The organism is Flavobacterium sp. LC2016-23 (assembly GCF_009674775.1).
Classification (GTDB): Bacteria; Bacteroidota; Bacteroidia; order Flavobacteriales; family Flavobacteriaceae; genus Flavobacterium.
The window spans coordinates 1-16,232 of sequence record NZ_WKKE01000004.1; the positions used below are offsets into that span (position 1 = coordinate 1).

Annotated in this window: 15 protein-coding genes and 1 pseudogene; 12 read left to right on the forward strand and 4 right to left on the reverse strand. The window is 40.3% G+C overall.

All coding sequences use genetic code 11. From position 1 onward, the window contains the following. Together GJU43_RS04200 and GJU43_RS04205 are read left to right on the forward strand one after the other, a co-directional pair. Positions 1-4,362 (forward strand): annotated as a pseudogene (locus GJU43_RS04200) (hypothetical protein); the annotation flags it as partial. Positions 4,363-4,415: 53 nt separating this feature from the next. Then, positions 4,416-5,267, forward strand: coding sequence for an outer membrane beta-barrel protein (locus tag GJU43_RS04205; protein WP_154339574.1), 852 nt, complete (start codon positions 4,416-4,418; stop codon positions 5,265-5,267). 91 nt (positions 5,268-5,358) lie between these two features. Here GJU43_RS04205 and GJU43_RS04210 read toward each other — a convergent pair whose 3' ends face one another. Beyond that, on the reverse strand, positions 5,359-6,327 hold the full coding sequence (locus tag GJU43_RS04210; RefSeq protein WP_154339575.1) for a hydrogen peroxide-inducible genes activator: 969 nt from the start codon (positions 6,325-6,327) through the stop codon (positions 5,359-5,361). Between the two features lie 138 nt (positions 6,328-6,465). Here GJU43_RS04210 and GJU43_RS04215 point away from each other — a divergent pair, with 138 nt between their 5' ends. Both GJU43_RS04215 and GJU43_RS04220 read left to right on the forward strand, forming a co-directional pair. Next, positions 6,466-6,885, forward strand: a complete 420-nt coding sequence (locus GJU43_RS04215) for an OsmC family protein (protein WP_154339576.1) — start codon at positions 6,466-6,468, stop codon at positions 6,883-6,885. A gap of 93 nt (positions 6,886-6,978) precedes the next feature. Continuing rightward, the gene (locus GJU43_RS04220; RefSeq protein WP_154339577.1) at positions 6,979-7,776 is read left to right on the forward strand and encodes an alpha/beta hydrolase; all 798 of its coding nucleotides are present in this window, start codon (positions 6,979-6,981) and stop codon (positions 7,774-7,776) included. 50 nt (positions 7,777-7,826) lie between these two features. Here the strand turns inward: GJU43_RS04220 and GJU43_RS04225 are convergent, their stop codons facing one another. Further along, positions 7,827-8,411, reverse strand: a complete 585-nt coding sequence (locus tag GJU43_RS04225) for a TetR/AcrR family transcriptional regulator (RefSeq protein ID WP_154339578.1) — start codon at positions 8,409-8,411, stop codon at positions 7,827-7,829. A gap of 124 nt (positions 8,412-8,535) precedes the next feature. Here GJU43_RS04225 and GJU43_RS04230 point away from each other — a divergent pair, with 124 nt between their 5' ends. The 8 genes from GJU43_RS04230 to GJU43_RS04265 all read left to right on the forward strand — a co-directional run bounded on the left by GJU43_RS04230 (position 8,536) and on the right by GJU43_RS04265 (position 14,195). Then, positions 8,536-9,336: an SDR family oxidoreductase gene (locus tag GJU43_RS04230; RefSeq protein ID WP_154339579.1), complete on the forward strand. Its 801-nt coding sequence runs from the start codon at positions 8,536-8,538 to the stop codon at positions 9,334-9,336. Positions 9,337-9,763: 427 nt separating this feature from the next. Then, entirely contained in the window at positions 9,764-10,342 is a 579-nt protein-coding gene (locus GJU43_RS04235) for a Crp/Fnr family transcriptional regulator (RefSeq protein WP_154339580.1), read from the forward strand. Positions 10,343-10,435: 93 nt separating this feature from the next. Then, positions 10,436-10,969, forward strand: coding sequence for a YceI family protein (locus tag GJU43_RS04240; protein ID WP_154339581.1), 534 nt, complete (start codon positions 10,436-10,438; stop codon positions 10,967-10,969). Between the two features lie 12 nt (positions 10,970-10,981). Further along, positions 10,982-11,200 carry a 4-oxalocrotonate tautomerase family protein gene (locus GJU43_RS04245; protein ID WP_154339582.1) on the forward strand — a complete coding sequence of 73 codons (219 nt, stop codon included), beginning with the start codon at positions 10,982-10,984 and terminating at the stop codon, positions 11,198-11,200. A 24-nt stretch (positions 11,201-11,224) separates the two neighbouring features. Further along, on the forward strand, positions 11,225-11,965 hold the full coding sequence (locus GJU43_RS04250; RefSeq protein ID WP_154339583.1) for an SDR family NAD(P)-dependent oxidoreductase: 741 nt from the start codon (positions 11,225-11,227) through the stop codon (positions 11,963-11,965). Between the two features lie 86 nt (positions 11,966-12,051). Beyond that, complete coding sequence (locus tag GJU43_RS04255) at positions 12,052-12,426, forward strand: nuclear transport factor 2 family protein (RefSeq protein ID WP_154339584.1); 375 nt, start codon at positions 12,052-12,054, stop codon at positions 12,424-12,426. Between the two features lie 6 nt (positions 12,427-12,432). Then, positions 12,433-13,500, forward strand: a complete 1,068-nt coding sequence (locus GJU43_RS04260; RefSeq protein WP_154339585.1) for a nitronate monooxygenase family protein — start codon at positions 12,433-12,435, stop codon at positions 13,498-13,500. A 293-nt stretch (positions 13,501-13,793) separates the two neighbouring features. Continuing rightward, positions 13,794-14,195: a DoxX family protein gene (locus GJU43_RS04265; RefSeq protein ID WP_154339586.1), complete on the forward strand. Its 402-nt coding sequence runs from the start codon at positions 13,794-13,796 to the stop codon at positions 14,193-14,195. 215 nt (positions 14,196-14,410) lie between these two features. On the opposite strand, the gene GJU43_RS04270 is transcribed toward GJU43_RS04265, so the two are convergent. Next, positions 14,411-15,178, reverse strand: coding sequence for a LytTR family DNA-binding domain-containing protein (locus tag GJU43_RS04270; RefSeq protein WP_154339587.1), 768 nt, complete (start codon positions 15,176-15,178; stop codon positions 14,411-14,413). Then, positions 15,159-16,178 (reverse strand): sensor histidine kinase, encoded by a 1,020-nt coding sequence (locus GJU43_RS04275; protein WP_154339588.1) that lies wholly within the window; start codon positions 16,176-16,178, stop codon positions 15,159-15,161. Before GJU43_RS04275 ends, GJU43_RS04270 begins: the two co-directional genes overlap by 20 nt. Between the last annotated feature and the right edge of the window lie 54 nt (positions 16,179-16,232).

Genomic DNA, 16,232 nt, shown 5'->3' on the forward strand with positions numbered 1-16,232 from the left:
TATACTGCAACGGTTACAGATGCCAACGGATGTACTGCAACACAAAGTTTTACCATTACAGAACCAACTGTTCTAATAGCTTCAGCCGCGGCTCAAACCAATGTTTCCTGTAATTCAGGATCTAACGGGTCTGCAACAGTAAGTGCAACAGGTGGAACTGGTACGTATACGTATGTATGGTCACCTTCAGGTGGAACTGCAGACACGGCAACCGGATTAACTGCCGGAACGTACACAGCAACCATTACAGATGCCAACGGATGTACTGCAACGCAAACTTTTACTATTACAGAACCTGCTAGTGCTCTTACAGCTTTACCGGTAGCTCAAACCAATGTATCTTGTAATTCAGGATCTAATGGTTCGGCTACAGTAAGTGCAACCGGAGGAACACCTTCCTATACGTATTCATGGTCACCATCTGGAGGGACTGCTGCTACAGCTTCAGGATTAACTGCCGGAACGTACACAGCAACCATTACAGATGCTAACGGATGTACTGCAACACAAACTTTTACCATTACAGAACCTGCTACTGCTCTTACGGCTTCAGCAGCAGCTCAGACTAATGTATCTTGTAATTCAGGATCTAACGGGTCTGCAACAGTAAGTGCAACTGGTGGAACTGCCGGATATACCTATTCCTGGTCACCTTCAGGAGGAACTGCTGCAACAGCATCAGGATTAACTGCAGGAACGTACACCGCAACGGTTACAGATGCCAACGGATGTACTGCAACACAAACTTTTACCATTACAGAACCAACTGTCCTAATAGCTTCAGCCGCAGCTCAAACCAATGTTTCCTGTAATTCAGGATCTAACGGGTCTGCTACGGTAAGTGCTACAGGAGGAACTGCCGGATATACCTATTCATGGTCACCAGCAGGCGGAACTGCTGCTACAGCTTCAGGACTTACTGCAGGTACATACACTGCAACGGTTACAGATGCTAACGGATGTACTGCAACACAAAGTTTTACCATTACAGAACCAAGTGTTCTAATAGCTTCAGCTGCGGCTCAAACCAATGTTTCCTGTAATTCAGGATCTAATGGTTCGGCTACAGTAAGTGCAACCGGAGGAACTGGTACCTATACGTATGTATGGTCACCTTCAGGTGGAACTGCTGATACAGCTTCGGGATTAACTGCCGGAACTTACACTGCAACGGTTACAGATGCTAACGGATGTACTGCAACGCAAACTTTTACTATTACAGAACCTGCTACTGCTCTTACAGCTTCAGCTGTAGCTCAGACTAATGTATCTTGTAATTCAGGGTCTAACGGATCTGCAACAGTAAGTGCCACAGGCGGAACTCCTTCTTATACCTACTCATGGTCACCTTCAGGAGGAACTGCTGCAACAGCTTCAGGATTAACTGCAGGAACGTATACCGCAACGGTTACAGATGCCAACGGATGTACTGCAACACAAACTTTTACCATTACTGAACCAACTGTTCTAATAGCTTCAGCCGCAGCTCAGACTAATGTATCTTGTAATTCAGGATCTAACGGGTCTGCGACAGTAAGTGCAACAGGCGGAACTGCCGGATATACGTATTCATGGTCACCTTCAGGAGGAACTGCCGATACAGCTTCGGGATTAACTGCCGGAACGTATACTGCAACGGTTACAGATGCCAACGGATGTACTGCAACACAAAGTTTTACCATTACAGAACCAACTGTTCTAATAGCTTCAGCCGCAGCACAAACGAATGTATCTTGTAATTCAGGATCTAACGGGTCTGCGACAGTAAGTGCAACAGGAGGAACTGGCGCTTATACTTATGTATGGTCACCTTCAGGCGGAACTGCCGACACAGCTTCGGGATTAACTGCCGGAACGTATACTGCAACGGTTACAGATGCCAACGGATGTACTGCAACACAAAGCTTTACTATTACAGAACCTGCTACTGCTCTTACAGCTTCAGCAGGAGCTCAGACTAATGTATCTTGTAATTCAGGAGCTAACGGATCTGCAACTGTAATTGCGAATGGTGGAACCAGCGGATATACTTATTCATGGGCTCCCTCAGGTGGAACTGCTGCAACAGCATCAGGACTTACTGCAGGAACGTACACCGCAACGGTTACAGATGCAAACGGATGTACTGCAACACAAACTTTTACTATTACCGAACCAACTGTATTAACGGCAGCTGACGGTGGACAAACCAATGTAACGTGTAATACAGGATCTAATGGTTCTGCGACAGTGATCGCAGCTGGCGGAACTGGTACTTATACTTACGCATGGTCACCATCTGGCGGAACTGCTGCTACGGCAACAGGGTTAAGTGAAGGAACTTATACTGCAACCGTAACAGATGCAAATGGATGTACAGCGACACAAAGCTTTACTATTACACAACCACAGGCTCTTCTTGCTACTCCTTTAATACAAACTAATGTGAGCTGCAACGGAGGTACAAATGGATCTGCTTCAATAGTTGCTTCCAGAGGAACTGGTGCATATACGTATTCCTGGGCACCTTACGGAGGAACTGCTGCAACAGCAACAGGTCTGATTGCCGGAACGTATACTATAACAGTAACGGATGCCAATGGATGTACTGCAACTCAAAGTTTTAACATTACAGAACCTCAGCCACTTACAACTACATTTACGCAAACTAATGTGAGTTGTGTTGGAGGAACGGACGGTTCTGCAACTGTTATTCCAGCAGGTGGAGCTACTCCATATACGTATGCATGGTCACCGTCAGGCGGAACTGCAGCTACGGCTTCAGGATTGACTGCAGGAACTTATACTGTAACCGTTACTGATGCAAACGGATGTACTGCAACACAACCAATCACGATCTTAACGACTCCGGATACAACTGCTCCGGTACCTAACGTAGCGAATCTTCCGGTTATTACTAATTCTTGTGCTGTTTTATCAGCTGAAATAGCTGTTCCGACAGCAACTGATAATTGTGCAGGAATTATTACCGCGACGACCGCTTCACCTTTAAATTACACTTCAGCCGGTACTTATGTGATTATCTGGAGTTATGATGATGGTCATGGAAATATTTCAACACAAAATCAAACGGTTACTGTAACTGCTTCTCCTTTAGATCAGGTTACTTTTACAGATACAGCGGTTACTTATAATGGAAGTCTTCAAACGCTTTCCGTTGCAGGTCTTCCGACTGGAGCTACTGTATCCTATTCAACAACACCGGCAACAGGAAATGCAAACGGTGCAATTGATGCAGGTGTTTATACTATTACTGCTGTCGTATCTCCGGCATCTACTATGCCGAATTGCTCTCCTGTTACTTTAACAGCAGAACTGACGATCGATAAAGCTGCACAAACCATTACTTTTGCTGCTATACCTGTTAAAACACTGGGAACTAATAACACCTTCAATCTGGGAGCTACTGCAAGTTCAGGTTTACCGGTGACTTATTCTTTCACCTATACTTCTGCTTTGCCACCGGCAACTGTGTCTGCTTCAGGTTTAGTAACCATGCTTAGAACGGGTCAGGGAATTATTACGGCAAACCAAAGCGGTGATGCAAATTACCTTCCGGCAACAGGCGTTTCACAAACGCTGACTATCATGAACAGCAATGCTGATATTACTAAAATCACTATTGGTAACACGGTTTATAATAATCCGCCTGTAGTAATTAATTACCTGGTAGAATGCGGGCAAGGAAATCTTACTGTAGCCATTGAAAATGATGCAAATGCAACGATTACACCAGCGGCCAACTTTACAATTCCGTTACCTAAAGCAGGAATTTACAACCAGCCAATTACAGTAACTTCAGAAGACGGAAGCGTAGTGAAAAATTACAATCTGGTGATCGAAAAACCGTTTGGTTTCTCTGACATCGTTCGTATGAAATTCAACAATACACTTTTAGTAAACAACAATCCTTTAACCAATGGTGGTTATGAGTTTGTTGCCTACGGATGGTACAAAAATGGTGTACTGATAGGAACCGGTCAATATTATTCAGCCGGTGACAGTCAAAATAACACCCTGGATCCAACTGCGGATTATATGGTAAAAGTGACTACCAAGGATGGAAAAGTACTGCAAACCTGCCCAAGCAAGATTGTATTACAAAATTCATTTCAGGCAAAACTTTATCCTAATCCGGCTGAAAAAGGAAAAGTGGTTACAGTTGAAGCAGATTTCCCTGAAGACGAGATAAAAGATATGCAAATTAGCTTATACTCTGTTTCAGGACAATTGATCAAAACATTGAAATCATCAACGGTAAAAACTGAAGTGCAACTACCTGGAAATACAGATGGTAATATGTTTGTTGTGGTGATTGAAGCTGCAAGTTTCAAGAAAACACTAAAAGTACTTGTAAAATAAATAAAATCTGCCAGTGCTGTTTTTGAACCGCACTGGCATAATATAATTTCAATATGAAAAAATATATCACAAACCATATAGCTTCTTTATCGATGGTTACGGCTCTTTTAGGCACTTGCTTAAGTAGTTACGGTCAGGATAAAAAGTATGAAATTTCCATTGCTGTTGCCGGTCCGTCATCTTTTATCAAATATGATTCACCGGGTGATTTAGTCGAGGGAAACGGATTTAGTGCAGGTCTTCGTTATTCGTATTATTTAAACGAAGGGCTAAGTATTGGAATTGGTGCCGAATATCAGACGTATAAGACGGATGCCAAATTTCAGTATATTACAGGACAATATACAACTGTTGATGCTGAAAATGAATCCTTTCAATTTAGATACCGGGCTACCAATTTAAGAGAAAACCAAAAATTAGGCTACATAAATGTTCCTATTAATATTCAGTTTGAAACTCCGGGAACAACTCAATTGTATGTTTCAGCAGGTGCCAAAGTGGGTTTTGCCATAAATGGTTCTTATGAATCAACGATAGACAATCTGACTACCAGCGGTTACTATCCGCAGTATAACGTAGAATTGTTTGCTCCGGCTTTTGCAGGATTTGCAAGCACAAATAATATCAAAGTCGGCAAAGAAGACCTTAATACCGAAATTTCCTATTCCGCTACTTTTGAAACAGGTGTAAAACAAAAATTTGGTGACAAAAGTTCCGTCTATATTGGTGCTTACATTGATTATGGACTGAACAATATTTACGACAAAGAAGATAATAAAAATCTGGTTCAGTATAATGCTGCCTTACCGGTTCAGTTAGGGCACAACACGGTACTGAATTCCCAATACGTAAATGACGTGCGATTAGTCGCATACGGAATCAGGTTAAGATTTGCAATTCATTAATACTTAATTATAGTAAAAAACAAAGGCATACGTAACCGTATGCCTTTTTTTATGGGCCATATTTTAAAATAGTACCTAAGTATTATTTTCATTACACTTTACTGATTGCATCCACAAAATAGGGAGAATCGTTCCATCTGATTTTTCGGTAACTGACATTGGTTTTAATAGCATCCGGCAGACAGCTCCAGATCGCTTCATTCATTTTTTCCAGTAATAATTTTTTCGAAAAAGTATCTGAAACCACAAAACTGATTTCACGCACTGGTTTTGGATCTTTAAAAGGCTTAAAAAGTTCTTTTTCTTTTTCATTCAAGGTAGAAAGCTGTGGTATAATCGCAAATCCCAATTCGGCGCGAACAAGGTTTTTTAAAGTTTCGATAGAACTGATATCGTAACTAAACTGGTCTTTTATAGGCCCGGGTGCTTTCAGTCCGCAGATATCCAGCAATTGCGCATTATAACAATACTCATTCTGAAGCAGCAATAACATGGGTTTGTCTCCGGGCTGAATTTCATAAAAATTTTCATTTGCCATCGGATGTTCCTTATTCAGGTAGGCCACAAAAGGTTCCTGAAAAACCGGATGCTCAATGAGGTTTTTATTTCCGGTTGGCGTAGCCATAATCGCCACATCAATAGCACCGGTTTCTACGTCGTGCATTAATTGTCCGGTGTTGGCTTCTTTAATGATAAAATGGACCTTTGGCGTAATCTCTTTCATTACTTTAATAAAAAGCGGAATCAAATACGGAGATAAAGTCGAAATTACACCAATTTTCAACTCCCCTTCCAGTGTATTTTTTTCATTCACCACAAAATCACGGATTTCATTCGTCTCGCGCAAAATCTTTCTGGCTCTGCTGATAATTTCTTTTCCGAGTACCGTTGGCGTTAAAGGAACCTTGGTCCGGTCAAAAATTTTAATTCCTATTTCTTCTTCAAGATTTTTCAGCTGAATGGTTAATCCCGGCTGAGAAACCATACAAACCTCGGCAGCATTTGCAAAATGGCGTTCTTCGTCAAGAGCCACGATGTATTTTAATTGTTGAATGGTCATGATTATAATTTTAATTTATAAAGATACAAAATTATTAATTTGATTTATAAACATACCTACCATAAATTTGTCTCATCAAATCAGAACAACGATTTTGAAAACATAAAAATTTAAAACAACAAATAAAAAATTAAGATCATGAAATTTACAAGAACAGCAAACGCAAATTGGAAAGGTACAGGAATGGAAGGAAAAGGAACCATCAGTACACAAAGCACCACATTAAACAATGCACAATTATCATTTAAAACCCGTTTTGCAGAAGGCGTTGGAACCAATCCGGAAGAATTAATCGCAGCGGCACATTCAGGATGTTTTACGATGCAGTTAAGCTTTTTATTGTCTGAAGCAGGTTTTGTGCCGGAAGATTTAAATACAAAAGCAAAAGTAAATTTCGAAGACGGGACCATCACTTTAATCCAATTGGAACTGGAAGGAAAAGTTCCCGGAATCACTGAAGAACAATTTCAGGAATTGGCTCAAAAAGCAAAAGCAATCTGTCCGATTTCTAAATTACTGAACACAGAAATCACATTATCAGTCGTATTAACCGCTTAATTATCAATTATCAACTATCAATTATCAATTATTAATTATTAATTATTAATTATCAATTATTAATTATTAATTAAAAAATTAAATTCAAACACTATGAAAACAACCACTACAAAAGAACAATTGAATTCTTATTTCATGTTCGCCGTATTATTTTTCTCTTTCTTATTTTCAGTTACTACTGCTACTGCACAAAATGCACCAGCTGTAAAAAATGTAGTTTTAGTTCATGGCGCTTTCGCAGATGGTTCAGGCTGGAGAGGATTATATGATATTTTGTCTAAAAAAGGATATCACGTAACGATCGTTCAAAACCCGCTTTCATCTCTTGAAGACGATGTGAGAGCCACCAATTTAGCCCTTGACAAACAAGACGGACCCACTATTTTAGTAGGACATTCATGGGGAGGAACTGTAATTACAGAAGCTGGAAATCATCCAAAAGTAGCCGCTTTAGTGTATGTGGCAGCTTTACAGCCTGATAATGGCGAAAACTCTGTACAATGGTTACAAACAGCACCTCCGGCTCCGGAAAATGGTGTTTTGGCTCCGGACGACAAAGGAATCGCGTATTACGATGAGGCAAAATTCCACGCAGGATTTGCAGGAGATCTTCCAAAAGAGCAGTCTGATTTTATGTTTGCTTCACAAGGTGCCTTTTATGCCAAAGGTTTTGGAACTCCGATTACCAAAGCAGCCTGGAGAGATAAACCCGCTTACGGAATTGTAGCTACAGAAGATAAAAGTATCACTCCGGATATACAACGTAACATGTACAAACGTTCTAAAACAAAAATAACAGAAATAAAAGGAAGTCACGTAGTGTTTATTTCTCAGCCTAAAGCAGTAGCAGAAGTAATCATCACGGCCTCAAAAGAAGTGGCTAAAAAATAAATCTCTTAGTATAAAGATGAATTAAACTCCGGCAATCTGTCGGAGTTTTTTTATTTGTATTCACAAAGCATTCTGGCGGCATTTTTAGCCAGTCGCATCGTATCGGCACTGCGCGTTACTTTACTGCGAATAATAGCGCCTTCAAAAAGCATCATAATCTGAACAGCCAGATCCTGATAGTCTGGTACATTCGCTTCTTTCAGAGTGGCTTCAATGAGCTGCTGGATTCCTGCCGTATACTGATCACAGCTGGCCTCAATTTCAGTGCCCTTGTTGGTATATTCCGTTTTGGCATTCATAACAAAACAGCCATTGTAGTGCCCGCCTTCTACCCTTTCGATCAAAAAATCAAAAATACGCAGCACCTTATCTACAGGCCGGGCGTTCGGATCACTATGGATATATCCTAAAATAATTTCGCGCATGTTGGTTCGGTAATAATCGATGGTGGCGAGAATAAGGCCTTCTTTCGAACCAAAATGTTTGTATAAAGTCCGTTTAGAAATACCTGTCCCTTCCATAACCGTGTCCACACCAGTCGCATGAAAGCCGTTTTTGTAAAAAGTATCAAAAGCAAACTTCACCATTTCTTCCCGTTTCAGTGACTTCGCAGCGCTTTCTGAATTATTTTTCATTTTTTTCTTCTTTTTCTTTTGCAAATGTAAACAGTTCTGTATACATTTGCAAGTGTAAACAGATTAGTTTACATCTAATTTGAATTTAAAAGGATCATAAAAAAAACATTTAAAATAAAAAATCATGAAAACAAACAATGAATTAGGTACTGCAGTAGTAACAGGAGCATCATCCGGATTGGGAAAAGTATTTGCTGAAAAACTGGCCGCACACGGTTACAACCTGAAACTGGTAGCCAGACGTGAGGAAAAATTAATAGAACTTGCCGAAAAACTTCGCGCTGCTTACGGCGTGACCGTTACCAATTTAGTGGCCGACTTAAGTGCAGCTTCAGATCTGGAAAAAGTAGCAAACGACATTCAAAAGGATAGCAATATCACTTTACTGATTAATAATGCCGGAACTTCTACCATGGCACCGATAGCGAAGACCCCGATTCAAAAACAAAAAGAAATGGTAGACGTCAACATTACTTCACTTATGGTATTAACCAATGCCATCCTTCCCTCCTTTATCGAACGTAACGAAGGAACTATCATCAATATTGGTTCGGTGTTGGGTGCTTTTACTTTACCGATAAGCAGCGTGTATAGCGGAACAAAAGGTTTTGTGGTACAATATACCAGAGGATTACAGGAAGAAGTAAAAGGAACCAATATCAAAGTGCAACTGGTGAACCCTTCTATTACAGCCACTGAAATCTGGGAAGTTGGCGGAGTACCTTTATCTGCATTGGATCAGGCTGCGATTATGACCACAGAAGATTGTGTGGATGCCGCTCTTGCCGGATTAGAGGCGGGTGAATTAGCGACTTTCCCATCGGTGCACAATCAGGAATTAATTGAGGCGTACGAAGAGGCCCGCATCAAATTATTCACAGGTTCACAAACCGGAAAACCTGCTGAACGTTATTTACAAAACTAATTCATTCGTTTATCTGTCAAATCAAACCGGAAGTGGCTCGCTTCCGGTTTTTTGTTTTAGTTATTTTTGAGACAGGCGACGGTAACCGCAATGCACGCAAGGTTTTTTTCGTATTGGAATTTTGTGAAAACGCAAGGTTCGCAAAGCTGTAATTGTATTTAACCGCAACGCACGCAAGGTTTTTTTTATCTTAGGAACCTTGTAAAACGCAACGATCGCAAAGCTGTATCTATAATAACTTTGCGGCACGATATTTATCGCGATGCATGATTAAAAATCTGTGGTAGAAAAACTTTGCGAACCTTGCGTAAACCCTTGCGTGCGTTGCGGTTAAACTCCCACAACCTTTTCACATCAAACAAATATTTCGCCGATTGAATTTCGACAATCATTTAATTTGTAATTTCGTTTATCCAATTCAAAACAAATGCAAGCCAAAGCCCTTTTAAAAGAACATGTCTTAAAAATTGCGTCACTTACGGACGATGAATTTGATTATTTCTTTTCGCATTTTAAACCGGAAACTTTTAAAAAAGGGCAAAGCATTATTAGTGAAGGAGATATAGTCGACAAAGAATATTTTGTAATTGACGGCTGCCTGAAAGCTTTCTTTGTCAATGACGAGGTCAAAATGTACATCCTGCAATTTGCCATGTCCACCTGGTGGGCGTCTGATTATGCGGCGCTTTACAATAAAACGAAAGCGACCATAAACGTAGATTGTGTTTCGGATGCCGAAATCCTTTCGCTCTCTAACAGTGACCGTGAGAAAATCTGCAGTGAACTGCATCAGGCAGAACATTTTTTCAGATGGAGAACCAATAAAGGCTATGTCGCTGCGCAAAAAAGATTACTTTCCTTTATGAATAACGATACCAAAACCAGATACGAAGAACTTTTGGCGCTCTACCCTGCCCTCTACAATACCGTTCCAAAACATTTAATTGCCGCTTATCTGGGCGTTTCCCGGGAAACGTTAAGCCGATTGTATAATGCTTCCAAATAGCCTTTTACGAATGTGATCTACATCACGTAATGAATTTTGAGAATCGCCATTCCTTTGTACTATAAATTAATAACAATTTAAAAATACAATACTATGGAAACTCAAAATTTTAAAATTGCAGCTACACAAAGCAATGTAAACTGGACCGGTAAAAAAGTAACCGGTGCACACAATGGAACAATCGATATTCAGGAAGGAAACTTCACCTTTACCAACGGAGATCTTACCGGAGGAACTATAGTGATAGACACGACTTCTATCGTAATCCTTGACGTAACCGATCCCGCTACGAACCAGCAATTTGCCGGACACCTGGCTTCTGATGATTTTTTCTCAACAGACAAATTCCACACCGCTTCTTTAGACATTACTTCTGCAGCCAGACAATCTGATACAAACTATTTTGTAGAAGGTAAACTGACCATCAAAGCGATCACACATCCAATCGGATTCAATTTGGAAGTAAAAACCAGCGGTGACGAACTGAAAGCTGCCGGTAAAATTATCGTTGACCGTACCAAATACGATATGAAATTCCGCTCCGGAAATTTCTTCACTAATCTCGGAGATACGCTTATTTACAATGAGTTTGAACTGGACGTAGACGTTACAGCTAAACTTGCTTAAATTCTGGAAATCATGCCGTACGTAAAAATAGAAGTCACACGCGAAGGCGTTACAAGAGCACAAAAACAACAGCTTATAGCCGGAATTACGAATCTTATAACTGATGTTTTAGATAAAGATCCAAGCCTTACACATATTGTCATTCAGGAAATTGAATTAGACGACTGGGGTTTTGCAGGAGAACAGGTTTCTGTGCTTCGTGAAAAAGGAATTACCGCACAGAAAAAATAATTAGTTACAAAAATAAAAATCATAATGAAAACAATAATCATAACCGGTGCTTCTACCGGAATCGGAAAATCAATCGCTCAGTTATTTCTGGAAAAAGGACATAATCTCGTGATCAACTCAGCGAATTCAGCTAACCTTGAAGCTACTTATCAGGAACTTGGAAATCCGGAGAAAGTAGCGATGGTAGCTGGAGATATTAGTCTTACTGCAACCGGAAAAAAACTGGTTGAAACTGCCATAGCCCGTTTTGGCGGTGTGGATGTATTGATCAATAATGCGGGAATCTTTGAACCAAAATCTTTTCTGGAGGTAGAAGAAAAAGACCTGGACCGTTTGTTAAGCATCAATCTTAAAGGAACTTTTTTTACCAGCCAGGCAGCTGTAAAACAAATGCTGCAGCAAGGTCAGGGTTCTATTATCAATATCGGAACGGTATTGGTAGATCACGCCATTGACGGTTTCCCGGCCACGGCTCCAATTTCGAGCAAAGGCGGAATCCACGCACTGACCCGACAGCTTGCCGCTGAATTCGGAAAAAACAATATCCGTGTCAACGCCATAGCGCCCGGAATCATCAGAAGTCCGCTGCAGGCCAAAACCGGAGTAGACAATGCCGATACCTTGGCTGGTTTGCACCTGCTGAACCGTATCGGAGAAACCAGAGATGTAGCCGAGTTGGCACTCTATCTGGCTGAAAGTAATTTTGTTACCGGAGAAATTATTAATTTAGATGGCGGACACGTTGCCGGTCACAGTATACTTTAATTTTTAATCACTTAAGCCTGTTGAGTGTAATTCAAAACAGAAGTTGTAATCCATTACACCCGGCCGGTTTATTTAAATCAAAAATTATGGACAATTTTAGTACCAGTGCAGCTTTGATTACTGCGCTACTTATGAATTATTTTAATGGAATTTACAAGGGTGATACTGCTTTACTGGAAAAGACTTTTCACCCAAAAGCGCTAATCGTTGGAGACATTAAGGGAGTGCCTTATTTTAAAACGCTGGATCAATATCTGGAAGGTGTAAAAAGCCGTAAAAGTCCTCAGGAACTCGGAGAAAAATTCAATATGGAAATCGTATCTTTAGAAGTCATCAATAATACGGCTGTGGCTAAAGTGAAAGTTCCGATCTTTGACTATAACTATTATGATCAGCTTAGTCTTGCTGTTGTTGATGGCAAATGGGTGATTGTAAACAAATTACTAACACATGTAAATTAAGCTGTGATGTGGAATTCAACTAAAATAACACAATTACTGGGCATACAATATCCTATTCTGCAGGGTCCGATGGGCGCTGGTTTTTCAACTGCCGCTTTATTGGCTGCGGTCAGCAATGCCGGGGGATTAGGAAGCTATGGTGCCTATACGCTGACTCCTGAAGAAATTCTGGAAGCCGGTAAAGCCATAAAAGAACGGACCGATAAACCTTTTAACATCAATTTATGGGTCAGTGATGTGGATCAAACACTGGTTAATTATCCGCCTGAAAAATTAGAGCATATCAAACTGCTTTTCAAACCTTATTTTGATGAATTAGGAATTACGTTACCGGATCTTTCTGCCGATATTCCGTCGAAATTTGAAAAACAGGTCGAGACTTTATTCGAAATCAAACCTGCCGTTTTCAGTTTTATTTTTGGAATTCCTTCGAAAGAAATCCTGAACGAAAGCCGAAGATTAGGCATTAAAACGGTTGGGGCTGCCACCACTTTAGAAGAAGCCCTTGCTCTGGAAGAAGCGCAGGTAGACGCTATTGTGGCTTCAGGATTTGAAGCCGGCGGACACAGGCCTTCGTTTTTGAGACCTGCCCAGGATTCTTTTACGGGACTGTTTACCCTTTTGCAACAGCTAAAAGCGAAAACAAAAACGCCCATTATCGCAGCCGGTGGTATTATCGATGCAAAAGGTATTGCAGCCGCGATGACTTTGGGAGCCGATGCTGTACAATTGGGTACCGCCTTTATGGTTACAGAGGAGTCAGGAGCAACACCACTTCACAAACAAGTACTGTTATCCGGTACAGCCAATCCTACTACGGTTTCAAAATCGCTTACGGGAAGAATGGGTCGCATGTTAAGTAACCGAATATCGGATGCTGTTCCTTTTGAAACGGAAGTTTTGCCTTTTCCATTACAGACGAGGTTAATTGCTCCTTTGAAAGCCGCCGCCCTCGCGCAGGGAAAAACAGAAATGATCAGTTTCTGGTCCGGGCAAAATACAAGTGGCTTAAAACACCGTAGTGCCGAAGAGCTTATGCAGGTTTTAATTACCGAAACCGGGGCATTGCTCTGAATGTTTTTTAACGCGAAGTTTTTTTACCGCAAGGCCCGCAAAGTTTTTTTTGATATACTTTGTGTATAGTTTAAGTTCGCAAGGCTTATACAATGCTAAAAGTTAGTTTGTCAACTTTGCGAACTTAAAACGCACTCTAATTCTAAAAAACCTTTGCGGGCCTTGCGGTAAAGCTCCACAATAACCATTGTCTGTTTCGAAGTTCATTTTGTCCGGTTGGGCATTATGTTGTTATTTTATTTAGCACGAAAATCACAATTTTGTCCTGTTAAATAACTTAAAATATAAAAATTATGAACTCAAAAACAACAAAAATTATTTACTGGACAGGAATTGTATTAACCTCTTTGTGGTTTGGCGCCAGCGGTTTCTTCGAACTGACTACAAACCCAATTGTCTGGGGAATCACACAGCAGTTAGGGTATCCCGCACATTTTATCTATTTGCTGGGGGTATTCAAAATAGCCGGAGTAATCACCTTACTGATTCCAAACAAATTGCTTCGATTAAAAGAATGGGTATTTGCCGGTGTCTTTTTCGATATCATCTTTGCCTTTGTCTCCAAAATTTGTGTGTTGGGTTTTCCCGCTACAATTGATGCTATTATTGCTTTTGTAATGGTAAGCGTAACATACTTTATGTTTAGAAAACTATATACCGCTACTTACAGCCCTGCCGCAATTCAGGCAAACTAACTTCAAAGTAGTGCCAAAAAAAAATGCCCGGGATTGAGTCGCGGGCAATTTATTTTATTAAAATTTAAATCCTCACAATGAAAAAAATCATCTTAATCGTAAGTTTTATTTTATCGGCTCTTTTCTTTCTGAGCTGTTTTATGTTTCCGGAATTATAAATTCTTTACTCCTTTCATAACCTGTTACTTGTTCCTTTACCGGAAGAAATTAACGGGTTATCGGTTTTCGAGCCAGCTTAGAAAAGCGGTTGCTTTTTCTTTTCCGATCAGTAATTTTTCTTCTGTCGGAATTGTCAATTTGATAATCAGTTTGCGTGAAAAATAATGTTCTGCCTCCCTGATGGCTGAAAAATTCACCAGATATTGCCTGTTGATTCTGAAGAATTGGGTGGGCGATAATAATTTATGAACCTCGTCTAACGATTGTGTAATCTGATATTCATTTTTATCCAGCGTCATGATCGTTGGCGTTTCGTATTTGATATAAAAAAACGCAATGTTCTCAGTTTGCACCGTTTGGTATTTGTTGTTTTTAAAAACCAGAAAACTGCTTTTCCCTGTATTCTCGCCAGTTCGGGTCAGTAAATAATCGAAATCGGGCATCGCCTTTTTGTTGCGCTGAAAAAAGTTTTTCAGTTCTCCAGCTTTTTTAATGGCCTGGGCAATACTTTCTCTCGAAAAAGGTTTTAATACATAATCAATTCCGTTAGATTTGAATGCCTCAATCGCATAGTCATCAAAAGCGGTACAAAAGATGACCGGTGATAACACTTCCACATTTTTGAAAATTTCAAAACACTGACCGTCTGCCAGCTGAATATCCATAAAAATAAGATCAGGCTGATCGTTTTCCTGCAGGTAACTGACCGCACCGTCAATACTTTGTATGTACGACAAAATCTGCGCATCAGGCCTGATACTCAGAATAAGCTGGCCAAGGGCCTTGGCCGTTTTTACCTCGTCTTCAATTATTATGATAGTCATAGATCATTGGAATTTTTATTTTAAAAGTAGTTTCATTTTTATCAATTTCAATCTCTTTATGGATCAAATGCAGGAAACGCTGATTGATATTATCGAGTCCGACTCCGGTCGACAGAGCCCCTCTTTTCAGCTGAATCTGATTTTCTACCACCAGGAAATCTCCTTCGCTGTACAATTTAATGACCAAAGGTTTATCCAGCGATACAATATTGTGTTTGATACAATTTTCGATCAGCAGCTGCAGCGTAAAAGGCGGAACAGCCGAATCGTATTGTTTCGGATCAACTTCATTCACCAAAACAAATCCATCCTCAAATCGGGCCTTCAGCAAATACACATAGGAATCCAGAATCTGAAGTTCTTCGCGAAGCGGAATCAGATCCATTTTTCTGCTTTCGAGTGTAAAACGGTAAAAATCAGAAAGTTTTAAGATAAAATCAGAACTCATCGGATCGTTGATATCGACCATTGATTTTAAGGTATTCAGGCTGTTAAACAAAAAATGCGGATTGACCTGTTGTTTCAGTAATTCGTATTGCGCCCCAAGGTTTACCGCTTTGGTGAGTTCCAGCTCCACGCCCAGCTGTTGGGTCTGATAGTTCTGAAAAAGCAGGTGCAGGAACATATACACAATCAGGTTGATCAGAAGCCCTCTCAATTCGAACATAATCGGCGCATCCATTTTTGAAACTTCAAAAAGTTCCTGATGCGCGATGACCAATATCACCATTATGACAATACCCAAAAGTACGCTCAGCAAAAGTTTTCCGTTGAACAGGCTTTTGGAATTCCGCTGCGACGAAAATTTCGGCAGGCTGTAAATGTTGTAATACCATATAAAAACTGAAAACAACAACGTAATAGAGGAGTTAATGACAATATCACCCGCTGTTGAAAAAGAATCAAATAATTTAGGTACCGAGGCCAGAACGGCCAGCGATATGGAACTTCCCCATATAACCTTTCCCGATACCTCAAAACGTTTTTTCTGTTTTTCCATTGTTATATAAATCATTAAAGCCTACCCAAAGGTAAGCTTATTTTGAAAATTTTA